Annotated in this window: 19 protein-coding genes and 2 tRNA genes; 12 read left to right on the forward strand and 9 right to left on the reverse strand. The window is 67.2% G+C overall.

Going from position 1 to position 21,113, the window contains the following annotated elements; genetic code table 11:
- Positions 1–4 precede the first annotated feature (4 nt).
- Both SOM28_RS08400 and SOM28_RS08405 read right to left on the reverse strand, forming a co-directional pair.
- Complete coding sequence (locus SOM28_RS08400; protein WP_320467813.1) at positions 5–1,654, reverse strand: VRR-NUC domain-containing protein; 1,650 nt, start codon at positions 1,652–1,654, stop codon at positions 5–7.
- An 82-nt stretch (positions 1,655–1,736) separates the two neighbouring features.
- Entirely contained in the window at positions 1,737–2,366 is a 630-nt protein-coding gene (locus SOM28_RS08405; protein ID WP_320467814.1) for a hypothetical protein, read from the reverse strand.
- Positions 2,367–2,458: 92 nt separating this feature from the next.
- Here SOM28_RS08405 and SOM28_RS08410 point away from each other — a divergent pair, with 92 nt between their 5' ends.
- The 4 genes from SOM28_RS08410 (at position 2,459) to SOM28_RS08425 (ending at position 8,883) form a co-directional block, all read left to right on the forward strand.
- Positions 2,459–3,298 (forward strand): M15 family metallopeptidase, encoded by an 840-nt coding sequence (locus tag SOM28_RS08410; RefSeq protein ID WP_183407285.1) that lies wholly within the window; start codon positions 2,459–2,461, stop codon positions 3,296–3,298.
- A 116-nt stretch (positions 3,299–3,414) separates the two neighbouring features.
- A complete protein-coding gene (gene tssM / locus SOM28_RS08415; protein WP_320467815.1) occupies positions 3,415–7,161 on the forward strand; it encodes a type VI secretion system membrane subunit TssM in 3,747 nt (1,248 codons plus the stop codon).
- On the forward strand, positions 7,161–8,108 hold the full coding sequence (gene tagF / locus SOM28_RS08420) for a type VI secretion system-associated protein TagF (protein ID WP_320467816.1): 948 nt from the start codon (positions 7,161–7,163) through the stop codon (positions 8,106–8,108). Before tssM ends, tagF begins: the two co-directional genes overlap by 1 nt.
- A 1-nt stretch (position 8,109) precedes the next feature.
- Positions 8,110–8,883, forward strand: coding sequence for an OmpA family protein (locus tag SOM28_RS08425; RefSeq protein ID WP_320467817.1), 774 nt, complete (start codon positions 8,110–8,112; stop codon positions 8,881–8,883).
- A gap of 169 nt (positions 8,884–9,052) precedes the next feature.
- Here the strand turns inward: SOM28_RS08425 and icmH are convergent, their stop codons facing one another.
- From icmH to tssJ, 3 genes are read right to left on the reverse strand one after another with little or no spacing between them, the layout of a single operon-like run.
- Positions 9,053–9,808: a type IVB secretion system protein IcmH/DotU gene (gene icmH, locus SOM28_RS08430; RefSeq protein WP_320467818.1), complete on the reverse strand. Its 756-nt coding sequence runs from the start codon at positions 9,806–9,808 to the stop codon at positions 9,053–9,055.
- Positions 9,805–11,163, reverse strand: a complete 1,359-nt coding sequence (gene tssK / locus SOM28_RS08435; RefSeq protein ID WP_414675167.1) for a type VI secretion system baseplate subunit TssK — start codon at positions 11,161–11,163, stop codon at positions 9,805–9,807. Before tssK ends, icmH begins: the two co-directional genes overlap by 4 nt.
- Before the next feature lie 56 nt (positions 11,164–11,219).
- Positions 11,220–11,810, reverse strand: a complete 591-nt coding sequence (tssJ, locus tag SOM28_RS08440; protein WP_123067561.1) for a type VI secretion system lipoprotein TssJ — start codon at positions 11,808–11,810, stop codon at positions 11,220–11,222.
- Positions 11,811–12,006: 196 nt separating this feature from the next.
- Between tssJ and SOM28_RS08445 the strand changes: the two genes are divergently transcribed.
- The 7 genes from SOM28_RS08445 (at position 12,007) to tssA (ending at position 19,379) form a co-directional block, all read left to right on the forward strand.
- The gene (locus tag SOM28_RS08445; RefSeq protein ID WP_320467819.1) at positions 12,007–12,585 is read left to right on the forward strand and encodes a tetratricopeptide repeat protein; all 579 of its coding nucleotides are present in this window, start codon (positions 12,007–12,009) and stop codon (positions 12,583–12,585) included.
- Between the two features lie 26 nt (positions 12,586–12,611).
- Positions 12,612–13,115 (forward strand): type VI secretion system contractile sheath small subunit, encoded by a 504-nt coding sequence (tssB, locus tag SOM28_RS08450; RefSeq protein WP_320467820.1) that lies wholly within the window; start codon positions 12,612–12,614, stop codon positions 13,113–13,115.
- A gap of 1 nt (position 13,116) precedes the next feature.
- Positions 13,117–14,607: a type VI secretion system contractile sheath large subunit gene (gene tssC, locus SOM28_RS08455; protein ID WP_320467821.1), complete on the forward strand. Its 1,491-nt coding sequence runs from the start codon at positions 13,117–13,119 to the stop codon at positions 14,605–14,607.
- 30 nt (positions 14,608–14,637) lie between these two features.
- Positions 14,638–15,129: an Hcp family type VI secretion system effector gene (locus SOM28_RS08460; RefSeq protein WP_123067557.1), complete on the forward strand. Its 492-nt coding sequence runs from the start codon at positions 14,638–14,640 to the stop codon at positions 15,127–15,129.
- Between the two features lie 82 nt (positions 15,130–15,211).
- Entirely contained in the window at positions 15,212–15,682 is a 471-nt protein-coding gene (tssE, locus tag SOM28_RS08465; protein WP_123067556.1) for a type VI secretion system baseplate subunit TssE, read from the forward strand.
- A 36-nt stretch (positions 15,683–15,718) separates the two neighbouring features.
- Entirely contained in the window at positions 15,719–18,382 is a 2,664-nt protein-coding gene (gene tssH / locus SOM28_RS08470) for a type VI secretion system ATPase TssH (protein WP_320467822.1), read from the forward strand.
- 10 nt (positions 18,383–18,392) lie between these two features.
- Entirely contained in the window at positions 18,393–19,379 is a 987-nt protein-coding gene (gene tssA, locus SOM28_RS08475) for a type VI secretion system protein TssA (protein ID WP_320467823.1), read from the forward strand.
- Positions 19,380–19,402: 23 nt separating this feature from the next.
- Here the strand turns inward: tssA and SOM28_RS08480 are convergent, their stop codons facing one another.
- Positions 19,403–19,975 (reverse strand): phasin family protein, encoded by a 573-nt coding sequence (locus SOM28_RS08480; RefSeq protein ID WP_320467824.1) that lies wholly within the window; start codon positions 19,973–19,975, stop codon positions 19,403–19,405.
- 81 nt (positions 19,976–20,056) lie between these two features.
- Positions 20,057–20,263, reverse strand: a complete 207-nt coding sequence (locus SOM28_RS08485) for a hypothetical protein (protein WP_123071449.1) — start codon at positions 20,261–20,263, stop codon at positions 20,057–20,059.
- Positions 20,264–20,381: 118 nt separating this feature from the next.
- Between SOM28_RS08485 and cueR the strand changes: the two genes are divergently transcribed.
- Complete coding sequence (gene cueR / locus SOM28_RS08490; RefSeq protein WP_320467837.1) at positions 20,382–20,771, forward strand: Cu(I)-responsive transcriptional regulator; 390 nt, start codon at positions 20,382–20,384, stop codon at positions 20,769–20,771.
- Between the two features lie 93 nt (positions 20,772–20,864).
- Here cueR and SOM28_RS08495 read toward each other — a convergent pair.
- A tRNA-Leu gene (locus SOM28_RS08495) sits at positions 20,865–20,949 on the reverse strand.
- Positions 20,950–21,024: 75 nt separating this feature from the next.
- A tRNA-Leu gene (locus SOM28_RS08500) sits at positions 21,025–21,109 on the reverse strand.
- Positions 21,110–21,113: the final 4 nt, after the last annotated feature.

Below are 21,113 nucleotides of genomic sequence, written 5' to 3' on the forward strand. Positions count from 1 at the left end.
AATTCTAAGCCGCCATCTCGAGCCACTGCAGGTAGCACACCGCCACCGGCATATCATGCGCCGCGCAGTAGTCGATCCAGCGCAGCTGGTTGTCCTGCAGGCGGTCGCCCGGGCCTTTCACTTCGATCATCAGGTAGCGGCCTTCGTTCGGCCAGAACTGGATCAGGTCGGGGAAGCCCGTGCGGTTCTCCTTGACGTCGGCCAGGATGCGTTCGCACCATTTGCGCAGGTGGGCGGGCGGGATGCAGGCCAGGGCCAGCTCGATGAGTTCGGACGTGACGCCGTCCCAGTGCACGAAGGGCGATTGCAGGCCGGACTTCTGTTGATACGTGAGCCGGATCGTGTCGCGATAGCTGCCGCTGTCCAGCTCCGCCAGGCAGGCGGCGAATTCGGCCTGCCGACGCTGGTGGAAGTCGGCGCTGTGCAGGTCGGCCGGCCCGCGGTGGAAAGGGTGGAAGAAGGCGCCCGGGATGGCGGCGAACACGGCGCGCCAGCACAGCAGGCCGAATAGCGTGTTGGCCAGCGCGTTCTCGACATAGAACACGGGCGCATCGATCCCGTGCAGGTGGCCGCGCACGGCGCCTTCGACCCAGCGTTCGCCGTTCGGCGGCGCCAGGGTCAACTCGATGCGCTCGACGGCCGTCTTGCTGCGCGGAGCCAGGCGCGCGTGGCCGAGGCGGCGCGCCAGGCGCGGCGCGATGCGGGCCAGGTGCTGGCGCTCGGCATCGTTCTCGGGTGCGGACTGCGCTTGAAGCAGCAGGGCATGCGCCTGCTCGAAGCGCTCGTGTTTTTCGAGCACGCGGATCGCGCGCGCCCGCGCGCCGGGAAAGCGGCAGCGCGCGTAGGCAGCGTAGGCGCCGTCCCAGTCCTTCAGCTTTTCGTAGTGCTGGCCGATCTGGAACGTCAGTTTTTCGCGCCGGCTCTCGAGCCAGTCGTTGTCGAAGGCGTGCACGGGCAGGTCGCGCACGACCTCGTCCACGTCTTCGCCGGCGGCGAAGCGCTCGCGGCAGGCATGCAGCTGCAGGTAGTGGTCGACGTCGGCGCGCTGGCGGAAACCGCGCGAGGCGGGCGAGATGTCCACGCTCTCGTAGCGGAAGAGGCCCAGGTCGGACAGCACGAAATCGGTCCAGCCCTGGTGCAGGTTGCCGAAAAAGACCAGGCGCAGGCGGTCGCACAGCGGCTTGACCAAGATGCGCCAGGCGACGTCGGGACAGGCCGGATGCCAGCCGGAGAAGCGCCGCGCCGCGGGGAACACGGGGCGCAGGGCGTCCAGCTGCTCGTCCTTGCGCGCCGTCTTGCGCGGCAGTTGCGCGCCGAAGGCGTCGACGAGCTCGGGCTTGGACAGCAGGTCGAACAACTCGTCGAGCGTGAGTTCGGGGTCGGCCTCGATCCAGCCGGTGCCGAGCAGGTGCGCGGCGGCCTCGACCGGGCAGCCGATCTCGGCATAGCTCAGTTTGCTGGCACGGAACAGATTACCCTTGCGCATGACCATGCGCACGAACAGGGCGCGCGCATTGTGCGGCAACGTGGGGAACAGGGCCAGGAACGCCTGTTCGCCGTCGTCCAGCAAGTCGCCATAGCGTTCGCCGATCCAGTCGAGGACCCGCTGGAAGTTATCCAGATAATAAAACTCGTTTTCCAACACCCTGATCATGACTGAACGCTCACCTGTACTTATATACAGTATAGCGTTTTCCGGCGCCGGCCGCCCGGCTGGTGCGGCCTATTTGCCACGCTTAACGTGCCGGAGGGGCAGGGGTTTCATCTTCCGTCGGCGCGGCATGACCGTTGGCATGGTAGATCACGGCCGAGATCAGGGCGACGTCGCTGTCGTCCTGGGACTCGCCTGCGCGCGCGGGATTGACCGTCCGGGCAGGACGTGTGGCCTGGCGTGGCGCCTGGGTGCGGGAGCGGGCCGGGGCGGCAGCGCGCGCTTCCGGACGCCGCGCCGGGGCCGTTTTGACGGGTGCCGGCGTGGCCTTGACAGGAGCCGCAGGCACGGCGGCCGGCTCGAGCAGGCGCAGCGGGGGAACGGGCGCCGGCGCCAGCACAGGCGCAGGCGCAGGCGCAGCGTCGACGATCACGGCCGTCTCGACCGGCGCAGGGGCCATCTCCGCTATCGGGGCGGGCGCCGGCTCGGTCCGCGCCACCTCCAGCGGCGCCGGACCGGCCCCGGCAGCCAGCCAGGCCAGCGTCGCCGTCAAGCCGACTGCGACCGCCACCGCCGCGCCATACCAGGCCAGGCGCGCGCCATGACCGGTAGCAGCGCGGCGCGCCGGCTCGCGTTCGAGCTTGGCGAGGATGCTGTCTTCACGGCCGCCGCGGCGCGACGACGACATCAGGTTGGGACGCATTTGGGCATGCATGCGGTTGTCTTGATTTTCGTCTGATGGACGCACGACATTACTCCTAAGATTGGCTTCTCCTGTTCTGATTAGAAACAATCTTGGGGAGTCCGATGCTGATCTTTATCGCCCTTCTGTACGTTTGTCTCGCTTCAGGCCTGGCGTGGCTTGTTCTTTTTCCAAGTGGACGGGCATGGATGTCGCGCGGCGTGCATGCCGTACGCGGCCTGGCCGGCCGCGCCGGGGCCTTGGGCCATGCCGGTACGCGCGCAGCCGGCGCCATGCGCGACAGCGTGACTTTGTCGCTGCGCGAGCGGGTGGTGCAGGGCGTGCGCCGTCATCAGGTGTTGCTGGCCATCGGCGCGCCGGCGGTGTTGATTCCATCGCTGCTGGCGCTGGCCCTGAGCAATCCGGCCATGCTGCCGGTGTACGAGGGCAGCACTGCCTTGCCCGACGAGCAGGTGGCGGCGTTGCTGGCCGGCGAGCAGCTGGTGCCGCCGGTGGCGCTGCCGCCCGGTGTGTTCACCACGGCCGAGGTCGAGCTGGTGCGGCCGATGCTGGTCGGCGCCAGCCGCAACTGGGGCTTGTTGCATCCCGACTTCAGCCAGCGCCTGCTGCTGGCGTTCAAGATCATGAAGGAACAGCATGGCTACGAGATGGCCCTGCTCGAGGGCTACCGCAGTCCGGCGCGCCAGGATGAGCTGGCCGCCACCGGCGGCCACGTCACCAATGCGCGCGCCTTCCAGAGCTGGCATCAGTACGGCCTGGCGGCCGATTGCGCCTTCCTGCGCGACGGCAAGCTGGTGATCTCGGAAAAGGATCCGTGGGCCATGCGCGGCTACCAGCTGTATGGCCAGGTCGCCGAATCGCTGGGGCTGACCTGGGGCGGGCGCTGGAAGATGATGGATTTCGGTCACATCGAGTTGCGCATGCGGGGCGTGATGGGGCGCTGAGCCAGGCGGGTTGTTGCGCATTTTTTTGGATTTTGGCCGCATTGCGCAGAGTCAAGCAGCGTGCCGTATGCCCGTGCGACCATTTCCTGTGAGATTTTTCTACAAGAGACCCCGCCATGGCACGACTCTGGAAGTACCTAGCCGACAGCCGCGTGCTGGTCGCGATCGGTGTCGCCGCGCTGGCGGCCATCCTGGTAATCGGCGCCGGCCTGCTCGGCCTCGGCATCGTGTGGGCCGCCATCGGCGCCCTGGCGCTGCTGGCCGGCTGGGGCATCTGGTGGATGCTGCGCCGCGCCTGGCGCGCCCGCCGTGCGCGCAAGCTGGCGGGCGCCATTGCCGGCGCAGCCGCCACCGACGAAGGCGGCAAGGACGAAGTCGCGGTGCTGCGCAAGAACCTGCTGGAGGCGGTCGGCACCATCAAGACCTCGAAGCTGGGCCTCACCCGCGGCGCCGCGGCCTTATACGAGTTGCCGTGGTATATGATCATCGGGAACCCGGCGGCCGGCAAGAGCAGCGCCATCGTGCACTCGGGGCTGAGCTTCCCGATCCCCGGCAACAAGGCGCTGCAGGGCGTGGGCGGCACCCGCAACTGCGACTGGTTCTTCACCACCGACGGCATCCTGCTCGACACCGCGGGGCGCTACTCGGTGCAGGACGACGACCGCGTCGAATGGTTCGGCTTCCTCGACCTGCTCAAGCGGCACCGCCAGCGCGCGCCGATCAACGGCATCCTGATCGCGGTCAGCGTGGCCGAGCTGATGGCCGGCCCGGCCACTGCATCGCACGAACTGGCCAAGAACCTGCGCACCCGGGTGCAGGAGCTGACCGAGCGCCTGGGCGTGCACGCGCCGGTGTACGTGGTGTTCACCAAGGCCGATCTGGTCGCCGGCTTCCTCGACTTCTTCCACGACAGCGAACAGGCCGAGCGCGAGCGCATCTGGGGCGCGACCCTGCGCTACAACCGGCGCGCCGCGCCGCAGGACGTGCTGGCCTTCTTCGACGAACATTTCGACGAACTGGTCGACGGCCTGAAGGAAATGAGCCTGGCCGGCATGGGCGCCAACCGCAGCACGACGCTGCGCTCCGGCGTGTTCACCTTCCCGCTGGAATTCGCCGCGCTGCGCACGCCGCTGCGCGCCTTCCTGGCCACGCTGTTCGAAGAGAATACCTATCAGTTCAAGCCGGTATTCCGCGGCTTTTATTTCACCAGCGCGCTGCAGGAGGGGAGCGTGCAAGACCTGTCGAGCCGGCGCGTGGCCAGCCGTTTCGACCTGGCGCTGCAGGACAGGAAGAGCGGCGAGGCCTCCGGGGAGCAGTCAGGCTCGCAGTCGGGGTATTTTCTGCTGGAGCTGTTCCGCAAGGTGATCTTCGCCGACCGTGAACTGGTCAAGCGCTACACGAATCCGGCCGCGGCGCGCTGGAAGCTGAGCGCCTTCTTCGCCGCCACCATCCTGCTGGGCTGCGCGATGGGCGGCTGGTCGTGGTCGTACATGGGCAACCGACAGCTGGTCGCCAACGTGCAGTCGGATCTCGACAAGGTGATGAAGCTGCAGGCCGGCCGCATCGACCTGCAGTCGCGCCTGGAGGCGCTCGACATCCTGCAGGACCGCATCGAGCAGCTCGAGCGTTATGCCGACGACAAGCCGTGGGCGCTGGGCTTCGGCCTGTATCAGGGCGAGGTCCTGGCGCGCAAGCTGCGCGACGAATACTTCGCCGGGGTGCGCGCGGTGATGGTCGAACCGGTCGCCGGCGCGCTCGAGACCATGCTGACGGAGGTGAACAACAAGGCCGCCGGCCTCGATCCGGCGAACCAGGTGGCCACGCCGACGGCGAAGCCTGGTCAGCCATACCAGGACGCGTCGCCCACGAATGTCGGCGACGCCTACAACGCACTCAAGACCTATCTCATGCTGGGCAATAAATCGTATGCCGAGCCGGGCCACCTGAACGACCAGCTCACGCGCTACTGGCGCGGATGGCTGGAGACGAACCGCGGCAGCATGCCGCGCGAGCAGATGATCCGCAGCGCCGAGCGCCTGATGACCTTCCACCTGGCCCATATCGACGACCCGGCCTGGCCGCAGATTTCCAATAAACTGGGCCTGCTCGACACCACCCGCGAACACCTGCGCCGCGTGGTGCGCGGCACGCCGGCGCGCGAGCGCGTGTATGCCGACATCAAGACCCGCGCCGCCACCCGCTTCCCGGCGGTGACGGTGGCGCGCATCGTCGGCGAGCAGGATGCGGCGCTGGTGGCCGGCAGCCACGCCATCAGTGGCGCCTTCACCCGCGCGGCCTGGGACAAGTTCGTGCTGGGCGCGATCCGGGACGCCTCCAACAAGGAACTGAACACCGTCGACTGGGTGCTCAAGACCGCCGCACGCGACGACCTGACGCTGGAAGGCAGCCCGGAACAGATCCAGAAGGCGCTGATCGACCTGTACAAGGCCGACTATGCGCGCGAATGGTCGAAGTTCGTGCAGGGCGTGGCGATCACCGACCTGCGCGGCTTCGACGCCAGCGTGCAAGCCATGAACCGCCTGGGCGACCCGCAATCCTCGCCGATTGCCAAGCTGCTGCGCACGATCTACGAAGAGACGGCCTGGGACAATCCGGGCGGCCTGCGCGCGCCCATCGGCAAGACCGAGCGTGGGGTAATCGAATGGTTCAAGCAGGTGGTCTTGCGGCGCGCGCCGTCCGATGCGCGCACCCTGGCCGACACGGTCGACCCGGCCCAGCTGCTGGCCCAGCAACAGCAAGGCGCGGGGCCCATCGGCCGCGAATTCGCGGGCGTGGCGCGCCTGGTCGGCGCCAAGGAAAAGGAGGCGTCGCTGATGACCGGCTACCTCGATGCGCTGTCGCGCCTGCGCACGCGGCTGAACGCCTTGAAGAACCAGGGCGATCCGGGCCCCGGCGCCAAGCAGTTCATGCAGCAGACGCTGGAGGGCAGCGGCTCGGAGCTGGCCGACGCGCTGCGCTATGTCGACGAACAGATGCTGACCGGGATGAGCGACAGCCAGAAACAGGCGCTGCGCCCGCTGCTGGTGCGCCCGCTGACCCAGACCTTCGCCATGATCGTGCTGCCGTCCGAGGCCGAGATCAACAAGACCTGGCAAGCGCAGGTGGTCGAGCCGTTTACCCGCACCCTGGCCACCAAGTACCCGTTCGCCCAGGATTCCAGCGTCGAGGCGACCCCCGGCGAGATCGGCCAGGTGTTCGGCCCCGAGGGCGCGGTGGCCAAGTTCGTGGGCACGGCGATGGGGCCGCTGGTGGTGCGGCGCGGCGACGTGCTGGCGGCGCGCACCTGGGCCGACATCGGCATCGCGCTGGCGCCGCAGGCGGTGGCCGCCTTCCCGGGCTGGGTGGCGCCGCTGTCGAACAACGGCGTGGCGGCCAGCGGGGCGGCCCAGACCGTGTTCCAGGTGCTGCCCCTGAGCGCGCCCGGCACGCTCGAATACACGCTCGAAATCGACGGCCAGCAGCTGCGCTACCGGAACACGCCCCCAAGCTGGAGCAATATGGTCCATCCGGGGCCACAGGGCGTCTCGGGCGCGCGGGTTTCGGCCGTCACCTTCGATGGCCGCACGGTGGAGCTGTTCAACCAGCCGGGCCAGTTCGGCCTGCAGCGCCTGTTCGAGGCGGCCCAGCGCACGCGCAAGGACGGCGGCGTGTTCGAGCTGCGCTGGAGCGCGCAGAACGTGTCGGTGGCGGTCGACCTGAAGATCGTCAGCAGCCCGCAGTCCACTGGCGGCGGCCAGAGCCAGGCCCAGGGCTTCCGCGGCCTGCGCCTGCCGCCGGCCATCGTCGGCCGCCATGATGTCCAGAACGCAGCGCCGGCGCTGGCCAGCGCGGGAGCCCAGTGATGCGTGCGGACCGCATCGGCTACTTCGGCAAGGTCCCGGCGCGCGCCGATTTCGTCAAGCTGGCCCATGACCCGGCCGCGATCGGCATGCTCGACGCCTGGCTGGCGCAGGTGATGACCTTGCTGCCGTCGGACGCGCGCTGGCGCTTTCACTACGATGCGATGGCGCCGGTGAGTTTCGCGCTGGTCGGCCCGGCGCGTCACCACGCGGTCGCCGGCCACCTGCTGGCCAGCCACGACCAGTCGGGACGGCGCTTTCCCTTCCTCGCCACCCGCACGCTGGCAGTAAGCGATCCCGCCGCCTTCGTCGCCCGTTGCCCGCTGGCGTTCGCGCCGCTGTGGGTGTTTTTGGAAGAGATCTGCCCCAAGGTGCTGGGCGAGGGCGATCCCACGGCCTACCTGCAGGCGATCGCCGACAGCGCGATCGGGCTTGGGGACGAAGCGGCCCTGGCGCGCTGGATGGAGCACGGCACGATCGCCTCGCTCGATGCATTGCTGGACCGCTGCGGGGTGGCTCGCCTGGTGCTGGCGCTCGGATTGCTGCTGCAGCCGGTGATGCACAGCCAGCCGGCCGAGCTGCACAAAAGCCTGGTGCTGCCGCTGCCGCACAACCCGTCGGCGCGTTATCCGGTGGCCGCCTTCTGGCTCGAACTGATCACGCCTTTCCTGCGCCGCGCGCAGTTCGACCTGGCGCTGTTCATCACGCGCCAGGAAGAACGGCCGGTGCTGGTAGTGGGCTTTTGCGCGGCGCTGGCCGAAACCCTGCGCGCCGTGATCGATCCCCTGGTCGGCGCCGAGCTGCAGGTGCGGCTGCTGGACACGGACTGGATCGACGAGCAGCTGCAGTTCGACGCCGACGTGCGCCAGCTGTCGAGCCACCTGGCCCAGCCCGACCTGCCGCTGTCGCTGGCGCGCGACCTGTTCATGAAGACCTTCATTGGAGCCTGACATGAAAGCCCGCATCTCATTGCTGGTCCTCGGGATGGCCGCCGCCTTGCCGCTGGCCGCGCAGACGGCCCCCGGCGCGACCGAGGCCCCGGTCGTGGTCAGCGGCATGGTCGCCGACGAAGCCGCCAAGGCCGCGCTGCTCGAGCGCCTGCGCGGCGTGTATGGCGCGCAGCGCGTGGTCGACCAGCTGTCGGTGGGCACGGTCTCGACGCCGGCCAACTGGAACAACTACGTAGGCAGCCTGATCGGCCCAAACCTGCGCCTGGTGAAGGGCGGCCAGCTGAAAGTCGAGGGCAATAGCGTCAGCCTGCGCGGCATTGTTGCCAGCGAAGCCCAGCGCCAGCAGATCGCCGGCGAGATCGCGGCCCGGCTCAATCCGACCTATACGGTCAACAATGGCCTGCGCGTGACCGTGTCGCAGCAGGGCGTGCTGGATGCGGCGCTGGCCGACCGCATCATCGAATTCGAGTCGGGCAAGGCGACCCTGACCCCGGCCGGCACCGAAGTGCTGGACGGGATGACGGCGGCGCTGAAAAAGCTCAACGGGGTGAAGGTCGAGGTGATCGGCCACACCGACAATGCCGGCTCGCGCGCCGGCAACCTGTCGCTGAGCCAGGCGCGCGCCGAAGCGGTCAAGGCCTATGTGGTGAGCCAGGGGATCGCGGAAGAATCGATCGCGGTGTCGGGCGAAGGCCCGGACCGGCCGGTGGCCGACAACCGCACGCCGGAGGGCAAGGCGCGCAACCGGCGGATCGAGTTCAAGGTGATTCAGTAGATCTGGCCCGCTGCACATCGACACGTAGTCCCGCACCCTCTGCTCGTCATTCCCGCGCAGGCGGGAATCCAAGCGCGTACCGTAGCCGCAAGAAGGATTGTGGCTGCGCACGCAAACTTGGGTACCCGCCTTCGCGGGTACGACGTGCTGGGGCCAACGATCAAAGGGGTCAAGGCAGCGTGATGGTCACATGCGCTGCCTTCGGCGGCAGCTTGACCAGGTCATTGTAGTGCGCCAGCGCGAACTCGGACTCGTTGCCCAGCACCGTGCGAAAGCCCACGTAGGCGCCCAGGCCGGCCAGCGTGAATACCGACGCCAGCACCCACAGCGACAGGTCGCTGCGCAGCCGGTTGACCACCTGGTCGGGCCGCTCGGCATGCGGCGCGAAGCCGCGGGTGCGGCCGCGCATGCGGGCGATCTCGTCGCCCAGGCGCGCCACCAGGTAGTCCAGCTTGTCCTTGCCGTCCAGCGCATAGCGGCCCTGGAAGCCCAGCAGCAGGCACATATGGAAGACTTCCAGCGCCTCGACCTGCTGCGCGCCCTTGGCGCGCAAGTCCTCCAGCCGGTGGAAGAAATGCTCGCCGGCGAGCTGGTCGCCGAATACGCGCAGTTGCAGCGGCCGGGTTTCCCATGCCTCGCGCACCTCGTAGCTCGAGCGCAGGATGATCTCGTCCACCGCCGAGCAGTAGGCGTACTTGGCCGCCGTCACGTCTTCGGCCGCGATGCCGAGCGCCTTGGCGCTGCGGTCGACGTCGGCCAGGAAGGCCGTCATATTGTCGGCGAAGGCGCCCTTGTCCTGCGGCCCGCAGCCGTTCTTGAGCAGGAACAGGGCATGGAAGCCCTCGTACATGATGTCCACCAGCCGCTGGCGGCGGTTGGCGGCGTCACCTCTTGGCGCGGCGCGGCGCTCGATGAAGGCGCTCATGCCGACACCGCGATCAGTTCGAGGCGCAGTTCGCGCACGCCGCTCGGCACGTACACCGAGATCGCCTGCGCCTTGAGCATCGCCTCGTACAGCGCGCCGCGGCCTTCGAGCACGAAGTAATAGGTATCGGGCCGCACCGGGATTGCGCTCGGCACCTGGGGCGCATGGACCAGCTTCACGCCGGGCAGCGCCGACAGCACGAACTTGTCGACGTCTTCGGGCGAGCCGACCTTGAACTGCAGCGGCACCGCCTCGACCAGGCGCAGCGCCGGCATATCTGCCGCCACCGCCAGGTACAGGGTGGTCTGGGCATTGATGCGGCCCGAGTCGAGCGCGCCGAGGTAGTAGGACGCGCGGTCCTTGTGCAGGGCGATGGTGAAGTAGCGGGATGAAATCACGGTATCGAGCAGGTCGCGGATGATGCCGTCCAGGCGCGCGAACTGCGGGCCGGGATCGGCGTGGACGTAGGAGGGCAGGTCTTCGAGGCGGTAGCTGCGCGAATAGGTCATCAGTCCTCCGGCCAGTTCAAGCATGGCGCCGTACAGGCGCTCGGGATGCAGTTCGCGGTGGTGCAGGTAGTGGGCCAGCGCCGCATAGCCGGCGCTGGCCGTATGCAGCAGCCAGAACGAGGACACGTCGCCGCCGCGGATCTCGACCACGTTGCGGCTCGGTTCGCGCAGGTCGCCATACAGCGCGTTGACCTTGGCCAGCAGCTTCTCCATTAGCCGCGCCAGGCCGACATGGAGGCCGGCGCCGGGCATCGTCACGGCGTCGATCGACAGGCTGGGCGGAATGAAGCCGGGATCGATCTCGAAGCCGCCGGTAGCCACGCGCCGCAGGCGCAGCAGCGCAAAGCTTTCGTAGGCTTCCAGCGGCTCGCTGTCGGCCACCAGGCGCAGCGCCTTGCGCAGGTAGGTGACGGGGGCGTCGGCGGCCTGGGTATATAAATCCTGGGTCTCGCGATCGATGCGTCCGAAACGCACGTCGATGGTTTCATGACCGTCGAGCCCATTGGCACAGTTGTCGCCATGCGTGCGCAGCGCCGGCAGGGCGGCATGGTAGGTGACCGTTTGCTGCGCCGGCGGCAGGTCGCCCAGGCGCACCTGCGGCGGCAGCACGTCGTCGCCCGGCGCGCGCACTACTTCACCGTCGGGGAATAGCAGCGACAGCTCGTCGATGCGCAGGATGTCGCTGCGCAGCGCGTCGAGGTCGACCGCCAGCTTGCGCACGCCCCAGCAATACGGGTGCAAGGCGCAGGCGGTCTGGTTCAGGCGCGCCTCGTGGTAGCGGTCCTGCTGCTGGAAATGCTGGGGCCGCAGGAACAGTCCCTCGCCCCATAAGACCTTGGATGGCATCACGATCGCCTCCTCGCCGTTCAGAAAAGACTAGCTTGCAGGAAAGTCATAAACGATTATTGACAGCGCACAGAGCCCAGCGCCGCAGTGCCGCCTTTCCCCACTGAGCCGACGCTCATCGCGCAGGCGTGTAGTCCGACGTTCAGGCCGTCGCGTTCGGCATCCAGGCTGCTGACCGCGGTGCGCCAGCGGCCGGCGGCAGGGGTGTGGAACAGCGCCACGATGCCGACGTGGCCGGCTTCGCGCGCGACTTTTTCGGTCACCTCGTAGCGCTGGCCCGGCACCAGCATGATCTCGCGCACCTCGACCAGGTCGGCGCCCAGGCTTTCGCGCTCCAGGCGCGGATCGAGGAAGGTGGCGTAGGGCGCGCCCTCGAAGGCGTCCTTCTGGCGCAGCTTGTACAGGCGCACAGCCAGCGCCAGCGGCTGGCCGCGCGCGTCCACGTTCAGGCGGGTGGCGGCGTGCAGCTTGAGCGGCACGTTGCGCGGCGGCTTCTGCGACTCGGGCAGTTCGGCCGGCTTGCGCAAGCCGGCCGCCTCCAGCGCCACGCTGGCCAGCGGCGCCAGCGCGGCGCCACCGCAGCCGGCGAGCGCCGCTGTCAGCACGGTTGCCACGACCAGCAGCTCGACCCGGTTGGACGTCCTCATCAACGATCTCCTCGCAATTGTCCTAAGGCACCAAGGTTGGATTGAAACCCATCCGCGCCAGGGCGCGCTGACACGGCGCAAACGCAAGCGACATCCAACAGTGATTGCTGAACTCGCTTTTTCATTGACAGTGCACAACTTCCTGAAAAGCGCGATGCGAATAATGGGGGCTTGTTCACCCACTGGAGAGACGAACATGTTCCACAAACGCCTGTTACCCCTGCTGGTCGGGGTCGCCGCCCTGGCCGGGTGCGTCACCGACGGCACGGGCACGACCGCCAAGCGCGCCGCCGTGTCCGAAAACATCTATGCCGAAGCCGATGCCGCCCTCGCGGCCGGGCAGAGCGACAAGGCCGTGAGCCTGCTCAAGGCGGCCAGCGTGGCGCACCCGGTCGACAAGAAACCCTGGGTGCGCATGGCCCAGATCCGCTTTGACGCCACCCAGTACGGCGACGCCATCAGCAGCGCGCAGGAAGCGCTGGCGCGCGATCCCGACGACACGCTGGCCTACAGCATCCTGGCCGTCAGCGGCCTGCGGGTGGCCAGCAAGGCCTTGGCCGACCTGACGCGCAAGAACAATCTGCAAGGTTCGGTGCGCAGCGAAGCGCAAGACCTGGCCAAGCTGCTGCGCACCAGCCTGGGCGAAGAGGTGCTGGTCACGACCCGTCCGGCCGCGCGTCCGGCATCGACCCGCAGGACCCCTAGCCAGCCGGCGGTGGCGGCGCCGCCGCGTCCGGCGGCCGGCAGCGCCAGTCCGTTCGACGTGTTGAAGTAATCCCATCTTCCCCCACTGGAGTCGACATGGCCAAGAGCGAAAGCGTACAAAAACGCTTGCAGAAGGTGCGCGCGCCGCGCGTGCAGATGACCTATGACGTCGAGATCGGCGACGCGATCGAGAACAAGGAGCTGCCCTTCGTGGTCGGCGTGGTCGGTGACTTCGGCGTCGACCCCAAGGCCGAGAAGAAGCGCCTCAAGGACCGCAAGTTCGTCAATGTCGACGCCGGCAATTTCGACGAGGTACTGGGCGCCGTCGCGCCCGTCGCCACCTTCAAGGTCGAGAACCACCTGTCGCCGGAAGGCGGCCAGTTCGGGGTGCAGCTGCAGTTTCGCGAGATGGACGACTTCCGGCCCGAGTCGGTGGTGCGCCAGGTGGCGCCGCTGGCCGGGCTGCTCGAGGCGCGCACCAAGCTGGCTGACCTGCGCAACAAGCTGGCCGGCAACGACAAGCTCGAAGACATCCTGACTGAGGTGCTGGGCAATACCGAAAAACTCGACAGCCTGCGCAAACCAGGCAAAGGGGAGTGAGATGGCGGCGGTATTCGAATCCACCCAAGCGACGGCGACTGCCCCGGAACTGGACGCTTCGCTGCTCGACCAGATCGTCGAAGAAAGCCGCGTGGCGGCATCGAGCAGCGAGCACGAACGCGCGCGCGACCTGATCTCGGAGCTGGTGAGCCAGGTGATGCAGGGGACGATGGTGATCTCGTCCAATCTGTCGGCCACCATCGACGCGCGCCTGGCGGAACTGGACCACATGATCTCCGATCAACTCTCGGCGATCATGCACGCGCCCGAGTTCCAGAAGCTCGAGCGCAGCTGGACCGGCCTGAATTACCTGGTCAGGAACAGCACCACCAGCGCCAACCTGCAGATCCGCATGCTCAATGCCAGCAAGCGTGAGCTGGTCAAGGACTTCCAGTCGGCCATGGAGTTTGACCAGAGCACGATGTTCAAGAAGATCTACGAAGAAGAATTCGGCACCTTCGGCGGCGCGCCCTACGGCACCCTGATCGGCGACTTCGAGATCTCGCGCCAGCCCGAGGACATCTACTTCCTCGAGCAGATGTCGCATGTGGCGGCGGCCAGCCACGCGCCGTTCATCACCTCGAGCAGCCCCGAGCTGTTCGGCGTCGAAGGCTTCGGCGACCTGGGTAAACCGCGCGACCTGGCCAAGGTGTTCGACACCGTCGAATACGCCAAGTGGAAGGCATTCAGGGAGTCCGAGGATTCGCGCTACGTCGGCCTGTGCCTGCCGCGCTTCCTGGGGCGCCTGCCATACCACCCGGCCGACGGCATGACGACCGAGGGCTTCAACTACGTCGAGGACGTGGACGGCAGCGACCACTCCAAATACCTGTGGTGCAACGCGGCCTATGCTTTCGGCGCCCGCCTGACGCGCGCCTTCGAGGACTATGGCTGGTGCGCCGCGATCCGCGGCGTCGAGGGCGGCGGCCTGGTCGAGAACCTGCCGACCCACACCTTCAAGACCGACGAGGGAGAGGTGGCGCTGAAGTGCCCGACCGAGGTCGCGATCACCGACCGCCGCGAGAAGGAGCTGTCGGATCTCGGTTTCATCTCGCTGGTGCATTGCAAGAATACCTCGTACGCGGCCTTCTTTGGCGCCCAGTCGGCCCAGAAGGCGCGCAAGTACAACAACGAGGCGGCCAATGCCAATGCCGTGCTGTCGTCGCAGCTGCAGTACATCTTCGCTGTCTCGCGCATCGCCCATTACATGAAGTCCATGATGCGCGACAAGATCGGCAGCTTCGCCGCCGCTTCCAACGTCGAGGATTACCTGAACCGCTGGCTGACCCAATATGTGCTGCTCGACGATAACGCGAGCCAGGACCAGAAGGCGCAGTTCCCGCTGCGCGAGGCCAGCGTGCAGGTGTCCGAGGTGCCGGGCCGTCCCGGCGTGTACCGCGCCGTCTCCTTCCTGCGCCCGCACTTCCAGCTCGATGAACTCTCTGTTTCGCTCCGTTTGGTCGCGGAGCTGCCGCAGTCGACCAAAAGCTAGCAATCTTCATTAACTTACTTGGAGTAGAACATGGCAATTGACGTGTACCTGCAGATCGACGGGATCAAGGGCGAATCGATGGACGACAAGCACAAGGACTGGATCGAGTGCACCTCGGTGGCGTGGGGCGTGAGCCAGCCGCGTTCGGCCACCGCGTCCACCGGCGGCGGTCACACCGCCGAACGCTGCGAGCACCAGGAGATCGCACTGACCAAGCTGGCCGACCTGGCGTCGCCGATCCTGCTGCAGACCTGCTCGGCCGGCAAGACGATCCCGAAAGCCAAGCTGGAATTCATGCGCGCCGACGGCCAGGGCGAGCGCATCAAGTATTTCGAGATCGAGCTCGAGAACGTCCTGATCGGCGGCATCAAGCCCAGCGTGGCCGAAGGCAGCATCATCCAGGAATCGGTCGGCCTGAAATTCTCGAAGATCAAGTGGAAGTACACCCAGCAGAAGGTCACCGGCGGCGCCGGCGGCAACACCTCCGGCGGCTGGGACCTGGCGGCCAACAAGGTCGTCTGAGCGGCGTTCGCCGTTCTTTTGCGCGCGGCGGCTGCGCTTTCCAGCGTAGCTCGCCGCGCATCCGACATCCCCGGGAGGCACCATGAAAGGCTTCACGCCGGGCCTGCTCGACCGCCTGATGGTCGAGGAGGGTGTGGCCGGCACCGCGCTGGGCGTCGAGCAGCTCAAGGAAAGCGTCGCGCGCGACCTGGAAGCCCTGCTCAATACCCGCATCGCGCTGGACGTCGCCCACCTTGAAGGCTATCCCGCGGCGCGCACCTCGATCCTGCACTACGGCCTGATCGACTTCGCCGGTTTCTGCCTGACCAGCAGCGTCGACCGCGCCGCCGTCTGCGCCAGCATCGAGGATGCGATCGCCACCCACGAACCGCGCCTGCTCGATGCGCGCGCGGTGCTCGAACCCGAGGCGGGCGACGTCAACCGCCTGCACTTCGCGATCCATGCACGTCTCGCCGTCGATGGCCTGCTCGAACCGGTCAACTTCAATGCGGTGCTGCAGCCGTCGTCGCTGCACTACGAAATCAACCGCACCGCCCGGCCGCCCAGGGCCTGAGCGGCGCCACCACGCCACTACAATAAGGGAGCCACGATGGACATCAACCTCAAGACGCTCATCTCCAAGCTGAACGACACCACCCGCGCCGCCGCCACCCGCGCCGCCAGCATCTGCCTGGGGCTGGGCCAGTACGAGGTCGACGTCGAGCACCTGTTCCTGGGCCTGATCGAGCAGCCGGGCAGCGACCTGGCCGCGATCGCGCGCCAGTGCGACATCAGCCTGACCGGTCTGGAAGCCGACCTGCGGCGCGAAGTAGGGCGTTTCGCCACCGGCAGCGCGCGCACGCCGGTGTTTTCGCGCCATCTGCCGCTGCTGTTCGAGCATGCCTGGCTAATCGCCTCACTGGGCTCGGGCCAGCCGAACCGGATCCGCAGCAGCCACCTGCTGCTGGCGCTCTTGACCGAACCGTCGCTGGCCCAGCTGGCGCAGCGCGCATCAAAGCTGTTCGCGCGCTTCCCGCTCGATCGCCTGAAGCACGATTTGGAGCGTTTGACGCGTGGCTCGACTGAAGCGCCTGATATCCAGGCCGAGGAAGCCGTGGGCGCCGTCGGGACGGACGCCGCTTCGGACCTGACCCGGGCCGCCGCCCGTGCCACGCCGGCCCTCGACCAGTACACCACCTGCCTGACGGCGCGCGCGCGCGACGGCAAGGTCGACCCGGTGATCGGGCGCGACATGGAGATCCGCCAGGCGATCGACATCCTGATGCGGCGGCGCCAGAACAACCCGATCCTCACCGGCGAGGCCGGCGTCGGCAAGACCGCCGTGGTCGAGGGCCTGGCGCTGCGCATCGCCCAGGGCGACGTGCCGGACGTGTTGAAGGGCGTCGAGATCCACACGCTCGACATGGGCCTGCTGCAGGCCGGGGCTAGCGTGAAAGGCGAGTTCGAGAACCGCCTCAAGAACGTCATCGATGAAGTGAAAAAGAGCCCGCACGCCATCATCCTGTTCATCGACGAGGCCCATACGATGATCGGCGCCGGCGGCACGGCCGGCCAGAACGACGCCGCCAACCTTCTGAAGCCGGCGCTGGCGCGCGGCGAGTTGCGCACGATCGCGGCCACGACCTGGGGCGAGTACAAGAAGTATTTCGAGAAGGACGCCGCGCTGGCGCGCCGCTTCCAGGTGATCAAGGTCGAAGAGCCGGACGAAGACACGGCGGCGGCCATGCTGCGCGCCATGGCGCCGCTGATGGAACAGCATTTCGGCGTGCGGGTCTACGACGATGCGATCACCGAGGCGGTGCGCCTGTCGCACCGCTACATCAGCGGCCGCCAGCTGCCGGACAAGGCAATCAGCGTGCTGGACACCGCCTGCGCCAAGGTGGCGCTGGGTCAGAGCGCCACGCCGGCGCTGCTGGAAGACTGCGTGCGCCGCATCGAACGGCTCGACGCCCGCATCAGCGCCTTGAGCCGTGACGCCAGCGCAGGCGCCGACCATGCAGGGGCGCTGGCGGCACTGGGCCAGCAGCGCGGCAGCGCCGCCGCCGAGCAGGAGATGCTGCAGCGCAGGTGGGAAGAAGAGCAGGCGCTGGCCGGCCAGATCGGCAAGCTGCGCGCCGAGCTGGAGGCCTCCGGCAGCCGCAGCGAGAACAGCGGCGCGAAGGATTTGCGCGCATTGAACGAGGCCTTGCGCGCGCTGCAGGGCGAAGCGCCGCTGGTGCCGGTGCAGGTCGACGGCCACACGGTGGCCGAGATCGTCGCCGCCTGGACCGGCATCCCGCTGGGCCGCATGGTCAAGGACGAGATCCGCACCGTGGTCAATCTGAAATCGATGCTGGACGAGCGCATCCTGGGCCAGGGCCATGCGAGTCACGTGGTGGCCCAGCGCGTACGCACCGCGCGCGCCAACCTGGACGATCCGAACAAGCCGAAGGGCGTGTTCCTGTTCGTCGGCACCTCTGGCGTGGGCAAGACCGAGACCGCGCTGGCGCTGGCCGACATCCTGTACGGCGGCGAACGCAAGCTCATCACGATCAATATGAGCGAATACCAGGAAGCGCACAGCGTCTCCGGCCTGAAAGGCTCGCCGCCGGGCTATGTCGGCTATGGCGAGGGCGGGGTGCTGACCGAGGCGGTGCGGCGCAATCCCTATAGCGTGGTGCTGCTCGACGAGGCCGAGAAGGCGCATCCCGACGTGCTCGAGATGTTCTTCCAGGTGTTCGACAAGGGCGTGATGGACGACGCCGAAGGACGCCAGATCGACTTTCGCAACACGATCATCATCCTGACCTCGAACGCCGGCTCGAGCCAGCTAATGGCGGCCTGCCTGAACAAGCCGGCGAGCGAGCTGCCGACGCCCGAGCAGCTGTCCGAACTGCTGCGGCCCGCGCTCATGAAACACTTCAAGCCGGCCTTCCTGGGCCGCCTGGCGGTGGTGCCGTTCTACCCGATCGGCGACGAGGTGCTGGCCAATATCATCCGTCTCAAGCTGGCCCGCATCGGCGCGCGCGTGCTGGACAACCACAAGGCGACATTCGAGTACGACGAGGCGCTGGTGGAGGCCGTATTGAAACGTTGTACCGAAGTCGATTCCGGCGCCCGCAACGTCGACAACGTCCTGAACGGTACCTTGCTGCCGGAGATCGCCGACAGCGTGCTGGCGCGCATGGCCGAGGGCGGCGGCATCGCCCGCGTGAAGATCGGCGCGACCAAGGCGGGCAAGTTCAAGTACCTGATCGAATCGACACAGTCCTGAGGAGGGCGCGATGATGGACATCGATGCTTTGCTGGCGCCGATCGCGCCGGAGAATCCCTGCGGCGCCGACCTGGCGTTTTCGCCCGAGGTCGACGAGATCGCGCGCGCGCGCCTGGCCGACGATCCTTCGCTGGAGCAGGGCGCCTGGGTCACGGCGCTCAAGGAAGCCGACTGGAAGCTGGTCGGCAAGCGCTGCACCGGCTTGCTGCAAACCCGCAGCAAGGATTTGCAACTGGCCGTGTGGCTGGCCGAGGCGAATGCGAAGACCGGCGGCATGCGCGGCCTGGCCGAAGGCCTGGGACTGGTGGCGGCGCTGTGCGAGCGTTATTGGGAAGGGCTGCACCCGCAGGCCGACGAGGATGGCTTCGAGCGCCGCATCGGCAACCTGTCCTGGCTCGCGGGGCGGATTGCGCCGCTGGTCAAGACGATGCCGCTGGCCGAGAACGGCGTGCTGACGCTGCAGGCCTGGGAAGTCGCGCGCGCCAAGGGGCCTGATTCGGTGGCCGAGCTTGAGGCGGCGCGTGCGCGCAGCAAGGGCGCCTTCGTGCAGGCGCTACTGGCCGATTGCGAAGCCTGCCTGGCGGCCTTGCAGGAACTGGAGCGGGTGGTCGACGGCCAGCTTGGCGCCGATGGGCCGGGCTATAGCGTCGGGCGGGCCGCGCTGGGCGACGTGGTCGACTTGATCAAGCCGGTGGCGATGGCGGGAGGGGCGTCGACGCCGACCGAGGCGGCAGCCGGCGGCACCGTCACAGCAATCGCGCTGCCGGTGCGGCTCGACGGGCAGGTGACGCACCGCGACCAGGCGCTGGCCCAGCTGCGCCAGGTGGCCGAATTCTTCCGCCGCACCGAGCCGCACAGCCCGGTGGCCTACCTGGCCGAGAAGGCCGCGCGCTGGGGCGAGCAGCCGCTGCACGCCTGGTTGCGTTCGGTGATCAAGGATGACGCCTCGCTGGCGCGGCTGGAAGACTTGCTGGGAATAGAGCATCCGGCGCCGTGACGCCGGATGTGCACGGGGGCCGATTACTCGGACTTCTGCGCCTTGCCGGCGCCTGGCGTCACGATCGAGCTGGCGCGCTCGAACTGGGCTTCGACGGTCTGCACCGCCTGGCGGGTGGCCTGGGTTACCTGCTCGTAGCCCTTGAAGGCGTTCTCGATCGCGGCCTTGATGATCTCGACCGCGTTCTCCGAACCCGGCTTGACGTTCTGGGTGACGTCGTAGATCAGCGCCGACAGCGTGTTCTTCGCTTCCGCCACGTGGGCATCGGCGGCGCCGCGGAACTCATCGTGCATCTCGTCGATGATGGACTTGAGCTGGGTCGCGTACTCGGTGGCGTTGGTGACGCCGGCGGCCGGCTGCATGCGTGCAGCCAGGGTGTCGAAGGCGGCTTTCGTGTTGCCGGCCTGGGTGGCTTCGGCCATGCTGCGGCCGGCGGCCATCGTGCTGTCAACCGAGCTTTTCGCGGCGTTCAGGTTGAGGGCGACCACCTGCTCGACGCCTTTGACGGTCTTGCCGGCCAGGGCGTTGAAGGTCTGCATCTGCAGGTCGAACAAGGTTTTTGTGGCGTTTGCGAACTGCTCCGGGCTGGTAAACATGGATGTCTCCTCAGTGGCTGCTCTGTTATGTAATGAAGTTTGGCGGCGATGTTTGTCAAAACGCCGCCTCTTCCACTTTCATTATTTAACAACAATGAGTTTTTCGCAACGCATGTCCCGATAGGGACCGTTTGATTTTTCCCATCCTTCACCCAGCGGGGTCTGCGAACAGGCCAGTTCGCCGGTGAGCTTGCTGCGCCATTGGTAATAGGGCGCCGGCCCGGCCAGGGCGGAGGACAGGATGAGGACGAGTGCCAGCCCGATGGCTGCGGGTCGGAGAATCTGCATGGGGCTATGCTCGGACGTTCTCGACTGCAAGTCAAGCGCCGCTTGAGCTTACCACTATGGGAAGGTGTATGCTTGGCGCTGCAAACAACAGGAGAACTACATGCAGTCCACGCTCAGCCTGAACATCGGCGACGCCGCGCGCGCTTCCGGCGTGACGGCGAAAATGATTCGTCATTATGAATCGATCGGCCTGGTGAAAGCGCCGCGCCGGACCGAGGCTGGGTATCGCCTGTACAGCGAACAGGACGTGCGGGTGCTGCAATTCATCCACCGCGGCCGCGCGCTCGGGTTTTCACTGGACCAGATCAGGGATTTGCTGGCGCTGTGGGAAGATAAACACCGGGCCAGCGCCGACGTGCGCGCGATGGCGCTGGCGCATATCGCCGAGCTGGATCGCAAGATCGCGGAAATGGCAGCGATGCGCAGGACGCTGGAAAGCCTGGCCGCATCCTGTCATGGCGACGATCGTTCGGATTGTCCGATCCTGGACGACTTGGCGACGCAGTGAAAAAAGAGGGCATAAAACGCAAAACGCCGTAGTCCTCATGAGAAGGCTACGGCGTTTTGCGGGACGAGAAGTCCGGAAAAACTAGGTAGATTTTGGTGCCCACGGAGGGACTCGAACCCCCACACCTCGCGGCACATGGACCTGAACCATGCGCGTCTACCAATTCCGCCACGTGGGCACTGATTACTGCAAACACTATGCTTACTTCCGCGTGGACGAAAATTCGTCCACCCTACAACAACCAGGTAGATTTTGGTGCCCACGGAGGGACTCGAACCCCCACACCTCGCGGCACATGGACCTGAACCATGCGCGTCTACCAATTCCGCCACGTGGGCACTG

Origin of the sequence: Massilia sp. CFBP9026 (assembly GCF_034045165.1) — a bacterium.
Taxonomy (GTDB): Bacteria; Pseudomonadota; Gammaproteobacteria; order Burkholderiales; family Burkholderiaceae_D; genus Telluria; species Telluria arenae.